The 6,000-nt window shown below is 66.8% G+C and carries 7 protein-coding genes; 5 read left to right on the top strand and 2 right to left on the bottom strand.

The window, feature by feature from the left end:
* Positions 1–293 precede the first annotated feature (293 nt).
* The 3 genes from ABFX50_RS34560 to ABFX50_RS34570 are packed head-to-tail and all read left to right on the top strand — an operon-like array spanning position 294 to position 3,123.
* Positions 294–692, top strand: coding sequence for a hypothetical protein (locus ABFX50_RS34560; protein ID WP_346152420.1), 399 nt, complete (start codon positions 294–296; stop codon positions 690–692).
* Between the two features lie 48 nt (positions 693–740).
* On the top strand, positions 741–2,270 hold the full coding sequence (locus tag ABFX50_RS34565; RefSeq protein WP_346152421.1) for a multicopper oxidase family protein: 1,530 nt from the start codon (positions 741–743) through the stop codon (positions 2,268–2,270).
* 1 nt (position 2,271) lies between these two features.
* On the top strand, positions 2,272–3,123 hold the full coding sequence (locus tag ABFX50_RS34570) for a F510_1955 family glycosylhydrolase (RefSeq protein WP_346152424.1): 852 nt from the start codon (positions 2,272–2,274) through the stop codon (positions 3,121–3,123).
* Positions 3,124–3,194: 71 nt separating this feature from the next.
* Here the strand turns inward: ABFX50_RS34570 and ABFX50_RS34575 are convergent, their stop codons facing one another.
* Positions 3,195–3,824 (bottom strand): DUF305 domain-containing protein, encoded by a 630-nt coding sequence (locus tag ABFX50_RS34575; RefSeq protein WP_346152426.1) that lies wholly within the window; start codon positions 3,822–3,824, stop codon positions 3,195–3,197.
* 463 nt (positions 3,825–4,287) lie between these two features.
* Between ABFX50_RS34575 and ABFX50_RS34580 the strand changes: the two genes are divergently transcribed.
* Positions 4,288–5,103, top strand: coding sequence for a F510_1955 family glycosylhydrolase (locus ABFX50_RS34580; RefSeq protein WP_346152428.1), 816 nt, complete (start codon positions 4,288–4,290; stop codon positions 5,101–5,103).
* 128 nt (positions 5,104–5,231) lie between these two features.
* On the opposite strand, the gene ABFX50_RS34585 is transcribed toward ABFX50_RS34580, so the two are convergent.
* Positions 5,232–5,384, bottom strand: a complete 153-nt coding sequence (locus ABFX50_RS34585) for a hypothetical protein (RefSeq protein ID WP_346152430.1) — start codon at positions 5,382–5,384, stop codon at positions 5,232–5,234.
* Positions 5,385–5,508: 124 nt separating this feature from the next.
* Here ABFX50_RS34585 and ABFX50_RS34590 point away from each other — a divergent pair, with 124 nt between their 5' ends.
* Positions 5,509–5,838, top strand: coding sequence for a transposase (locus ABFX50_RS34590; RefSeq protein WP_428834716.1), 330 nt, complete (start codon positions 5,509–5,511; stop codon positions 5,836–5,838).
* Positions 5,839–6,000 lie beyond the last annotated feature (162 nt).

A 6,000-nucleotide genomic window follows, 5' to 3' on the forward strand; every position in this document is an offset into this window, starting at 1 on the left:
TACGACGGGCTTGCTTCACGCGTCCGAATGACCCGGTTTCCCACCGAACACGACACCAGCCTCACCGTGAAGCGGAGAACATGCCATCGCCGCTATGAGTGCCCAACGCGACCACTTCAAGGGAGACACGGACAGCCGTGCTCCCGCTACCGCGCTGGCAACCGCGATCGCCAGCCGGGCCCCGCTCAGAAGCGGTCATCAACAGCGAGTGAATCACGCCATCACCCAGCTCGAATATGGGGCGGACAGCACCGAGGATAGGGTGAGCCCGTAGCCGTCCGATGGGAGGAGCGATGAGCGGTAGGCGCACGTTCTCTGCCCTGCTGCCGAGGCTCGTGCTGATCGCTACCGTTCTGCTGGGCGTCGGGCTCAGTTATGCCACTGCTCATTTCTGTCCGACCTCCCACACCTCGATCGGCGCCTGCGCCCACATGGCGGCTGCGGACCATTTCGGCATGAGCGGGACACACGAGCCGGTCCTCTCTGCCGACGACCGTCCCCGTCCAGTGGTGTTGTGCCTGGCCGCGCTTGCCGCGATCCTCGTCGTGATCGTGTTGAAACTGTTCGCCCTCGGTCGCGCGGTGCCGGCCGCGGGCTCTGGTGGCCGGCGCCCGACAGCGCTGCCCGCGGTTCGCGGCTCACCTCTGCCGATCGCTTTGTCCCTGCGCCGCGTGGCCGTTCTACGGATATAGGAGCCCCGTTCAAGGGAGCTTCTATCCGTTTCGAACCGTGAGCGATTCATGACATCCATCGATCGACGGTTCTTCCTGCGCGCCGGCCTGACCGCAGCAGGAGGAGCCCTGCTTTCCGCGTGCTCGACGAGCGAGAGCACGACCTTCGTCCAGCCTGGCGGCGCCCAGGTGCGCGCCGCCGAAACCGCCCGTCGCCCGGGCCAGGCGCGGGAGTTCCGGCTGCTCGCCCGCGAAGGCCAGGTCGATCTCGGCGGGCCGACCGTCAACACCTGGCTGTACGGCGAGCGCCTGCCCGGCCAGCCGATCCGCGTCAAAGCCGGAGAGGTGGTCCGAGCCCGGCTGACCAACCAGCTGCCTCAGGAGACGACCGTGCACTGGCACGGCCTCGCCCTGCGCAACGACGCCGATGGCGTGCCCGGCGTGACGCAGCCGACGATCGCCGCCGGTGGTGAGCACCTGTACGAGTTCACCGCTCCGCATCCGGGGACTTACTGGTTTCACCCGCACCACGGCACCCAGCTCGACCGCGGCCTGTACGCGCCGCTGATCGTCGAGGATCCCGCCGAGCCGCTCGCCTATGACCAGGAGTGGGTCGTCGTCCTCGACGACTGGATGGACGGCGTGACAGGGACGCCCGACGACGTGCTGGCCGAGCTGACCTCCATGGCGGGCATGATGGGCGAGGGCGGCCACGAAGGCCACGGCGCCATGCCGATGCCCACGCCCACGTCGACCGCGCCGGCGAAGTGGCCGCACATGATGATGAACGCCGAGAGCGACCTGCTCGGCGGCGACGCCGGTGACGTCTACTACCCGCACTTCCTCATCAACGGCCGGGTGGCCGACGCACCGGAGACGTTCACCGCCACACCGGGTACCCGGCTGCGGATCAGGCTGATCAACGCGGGCGGCGACACTGCCTTCCGGGTCGCTCTGGGCGGCCACCGGCTGACCGTCGCCCACGCCGACGGCTTCCCCGTCGAGCCGACGGAGACCGACGCGTTGCTGCTCGGCATGGGCGAGCGCTACGACGTCCTGGTCACCCTCAAGGACGGCGCCTTCCCGCTGGTCGCGCTCGCCGAAGGCAAGCGCGGTCTGGCCCGCGCTCTGGTTCGAACGGCCAAAAGCGCCAGAGCCCCGAAGGCGGACGTGCGTCCTACCGAGCTGGACGGCCATCTCACCGGTTACGACCAGCTCAAACCGAGCAAAGCCGTACGGCTGGCAGAGCGGGCACCTGACCGGACGGTGTCTCTCAAGCTCACCGGAACCATGGCCACATACGACTGGGCCATCAACGGCAGGAAGTACGACCCCAAGGTCATCGACCCGATCAGGTCCGGCGAGCGCGTCAGGTTGTCCTTCGTCAACCAGAGCCTCATGTGGCATCCGATGCACCTGCACGGCCACACCTTCGCCCTGGCCGGCAGCGGTCTGCGCAAGGACACGGCGATCGTGCTGCCCGGCAAGACGCTCCATGTCGACTTCGACGCCGACAACCCCGGTCTGTGGATGATCCACTGCCACAACATCTACCATGCGGAGGCCGGGATGATGAGCCTCCTCGGTTACGAGGCATAAGATGATCAAGAACTGTGCAGTGGCGCTCGCTCTCGCCATCGGCCTGACGGCATGCGGTTCGGACAACCCTGCGCCTGAGCCTGCCGCCCAGCCCTCCTCGGATCCCGGAGTCGGCCATGTTCACGGGCTGGGCGTCGACCCCGCCACCGGAAAGACCTATGTAGCAGGCCACTTCGGACTGTTCACGCTGGAGAACAAGAAGTTGCTCAGAGTGGGCGACAGAGACGCCGACCACATGGGCTTCACGGTCGCAGGGCCGAAGACCTTCTACGCCAGCGGACACCCAGCCGAGGCCGACATCACCGCGGGGCAGGCGCCGCACCTGGGTCTGATCCGCTCCACCGACTCCGGCCTCACCTGGGAACAGGTGGCGCTGGCCGGCAAGGCCGACTTCCACGCCCTGCAGGTCGCGGGGGCCACTGTCTACGGCTACGACAGCCAGACCGGCCAGATCTGGCGCGGCAAGGGAGCCGACCTCAAGCCGGCCGCCCGGCTCGACCTGCTCGATCTGGCTGCCGGTGCCGACGCACCCGACCGCCTCTTCGCCACCACCCCCGACGGGGTGAAGGTCAGCGACGACTCCGGCAAGAGCTTCAAGGCTCTGAAGGGCGCCCCGCTGCTGTCCTTCCTCGACGTGGCCGGCAAGGATCACTTGGTCGGCGTGGCCCCCGACGGCCAGGTACACACCCGCAGCGGCGGCGGTCCGACGTGGCAAGCCGGGGGCCGTCTTCCCATGCAGGCCGTCGCCTTCACCGCCGTATCCGCTGACCGAATCCTGGCCGCCGCCATGGACGGCACGGTCTACGAGTCCACCAACGGAGGCAAGGACTTCGCGACCATCTACCAGCCCTGAGCGAGCCGGTCATAGGCCTCGCCCACCGAAGAACGCCGGGTGTCCTAAACCGGGCGCCCGGCACCGGAGGATCAGAGCCGGTCGAAAATCTTCTGCATCTGCTCCACCTCGGTCTGCTGCGAGGACTCGATGGTCTCGGCGAGCTTCTTGGCCTCGTCGTTGGCGCCCTGCTTCTGTTCGGTCTTCGCCATCTCGATCGCGCCCTCGTGATGGGCGATCATCATGCGCAGGAACTGCCTGTCGAACGCCGCGCCCTTGGCATCCTCGAGCTTCTTCATGTCCTCTGCCGTCATCATGCCTGGCATGTCGTGGTGCATGCCGCCGGAGGGCATGGGCTCGTCCCAGGTCTCGAGCCAGCCCTCCATGGTCTGGATCTCCGGCTCCTGGGCGTCCTTGATCTTTGCTGCCAGCTCCTTGACCTCGGCATCGGCGGCTCGGCTCTCGGCCAGGTCGGACATCTCCACGGCCTGCTGATGGTGCAGGATCATGTTCTGAGCGAACATCACATCGGCATCGTTGAAGGACGCGCCCGGCCGAGCGGTAGCCGTTGTGGCGGGCGGCGCGCTGTGCGTCGTGACGGCCATCTCATGCCCCGCTGTCGCGTTGTCGGTGCCGCCGCAGGCAGTGAGCAGGGTGAGCGCCCCAGTACCCGCAGCCACGGTGAGTGCGAGTCGCCGGGTCATGGATCGGTTGGTGAACATGGCTGAGTGACTCCTGTTGACGGGTTCGTGAATGGCCGCGCAGAAGAATCGGCCTTTGTGCGGGCTCCCAGGCGGTACATCCCGAAGACCCGGTGAGAGAGCGGCACAGGCAAGGGGGCCACCGCGACACCTGCCGGTAGGCACCTGAGCGCTACACCAGCTCTACTCCGATAGTAGGCATGACACGCTGCCCGTCGGCGCGCGGACACGCCGACATACATCTGCCCATCTATCCCACCAGGTGCTATCAGCCATCCTGCAACCAGCTCGTATCCACCCAGATAGCTTCCCTTTGCTCACAGGAAGGCAATGGCGCAGACTCCCAGACCTTCGGCGAGGAAGCGGTTGTCCGGTGACGTTCTACGATATTGAATAGTAGCCAGGCGAGAGATCGAGTATCGGCGAGGTCGTTCCCATGGGTGGACAGCATCTTCGGCTGCGTACTGCCGTCACAGGAGCAGCCATGATTATTTTCGCGGCGGCGTGTGGCCAGTCACAGCCCCCGGAGTCGGCGACCGGTCAGGATGTAGGAATCGGTCACATCCATGGCATAGGAGTGGATCCCGCTGATGGCGCGATGTACCTCGCTGGCCATTACGGGCTGTTCAGGGTCCAGAGCGCGGAGAACGCTGAACGGGTCGCCGGGCGTATTCAGGATCACATGGGGTTCACGGTGGTCGGACCAAAGACGTTCCTGGCCAGCGGGCACCCGGGGGACGCGTCCGCCGACGCCTCCCCTCACCTCGGCCTGATCCGCACGACCGATGGCGGCCGAACATGGACCACGGTGTCAGGAGAGGGCGTGGCCGACTTCCACGCGATACAGCTTGCCGTCGAGACGCTCTACGCCTATGACTCTCAGTCAGGCCAGCTTCGACGTAGCGCGGACGGCGGTGAGACCTGGATGACCGGAGCCGAGGAGCCCATGAACGACCTGGCCGGCGATCGCGCCCGAGTCTTCGTGACCACCCCACAAGGGCTGAAGGTCAGCGGCAATGGCGGCATGGAATTCGAGGACATGGCGAACGCGCCGCTCCTCAGTCACGTCGAGTCGCCGGTCGAGGACGTGCTCATCGGGCCTGGTCCGGACGGCCGGATCCACACCAGTCGCGATGGTGGGAAGTCCTGGCAGGACGGAGGCAAGCTGCCGGGCCCCGTCACCGCTTTCACCGCCGTCGATGTGCAGCGGCTGCTCGCAGCTACGGAGGACGGCACCGTCATGGAGTCGAAGGACGGCGGCAAGAACTTCGCCGTGGCCTTCCGGCCGGCGAACGGCTGATGATGACCCCTGATGGCCGGATGTCGAACGACGCGCTTCGCGCGGAGAACGATCGTCTGGCGCAGAATCTGTACACCAGCATGCACAGACATGGGCGATCGCTCACAGAAGCCGCTGCCGAGCTCCAGTTAACCGCTGCCGACGTCGACCGTGCCAAAGACCATCTGGTGCGGCTTCGCCTGCTGATGCCGGAAACCGGCGCTACGGTCGACGCCGCGGCTGCCTTGGCACGCAGCCTCGAAACGAACCATCGCGCTCTCGACGAGCTGGTAGAGCAGCACGTGATGACCGCTTCGCTGGTCAAGGGGTATCTGGGCGTCACCAGAGACGCGGGCGTTCCACCCGAGGACTGGACACCTGAGACCCTGGACCTTGCTGGTTCGGGGAGATCGGGAGAGTGTCCCGTTGGGGATGAAGAACTATCCACCGGAGTTCAAGAGGGACGCGGTGGCCTTGTACGAGTCCAGGCCGGGCGCGACGATCGCAGGGATCGCCGCTGACCTGGGGATCAGCGCCGAGACATTGCGGAACTGGATCCGGGCGGCACGCGCCGAGCCAGGTGAGCCAGGGCGGTCGGGCCGCAGGCCGAGAGCTGGTGCCAGCGGCGGCGAGGCGTCGCTGGAGACGGTGGAGGCCGAAAACGCCGCGTTGCGACGCCGGGTGCGTGAGCTGGAGGAAGAGCGGGACATCCTGCGCAAGGCCGCCCGGTATTTCGCCGGGGAGACGCGCTGGTGAACCGCTTCCAGTTCGTCGCCGACCACGCAGGCGCCTTCGGGGTGAAGCGGTTGTGCCGGATCGTTGGGATCGCCCGCTCCAGCTTCTACCACTGGCTGTCGGCGGCGCCGGCGCGGGCCGAGCGGCAGCGCCGGGACCAGGCGCTCGCTGAACAGATCCGGG

It is taken from the genome of Nonomuraea recticatena (assembly GCF_039533245.1).
Lineage (GTDB): Bacteria > Actinomycetota > Actinomycetes > Streptosporangiales > Streptosporangiaceae > Nonomuraea > Nonomuraea roseola.

Coding starts and splice junctions, on each gene's coding strand:
- ABFX50_RS34560 (WP_346152420.1), top strand. CDS start 294: ATGAGCGGTAGGCGCACGTTCTCTGCCCTGCTGCCGAGGCTCGTGCTG.
- ABFX50_RS34565 (WP_346152421.1), top strand. CDS start 741: ATGACATCCATCGATCGACGGTTCTTCCTGCGCGCCGGCCTGACCGCA.
- ABFX50_RS34570 (WP_346152424.1), top strand. CDS start 2,272: ATGATCAAGAACTGTGCAGTGGCGCTCGCTCTCGCCATCGGCCTGACG.
- ABFX50_RS34575 (WP_346152426.1), bottom strand. CDS start 3,824: ATGTTCACCAACCGATCCATGACCCGGCGACTCGCACTCACCGTGGCT.
- ABFX50_RS34580 (WP_346152428.1), top strand. CDS start 4,288: ATGATTATTTTCGCGGCGGCGTGTGGCCAGTCACAGCCCCCGGAGTCG.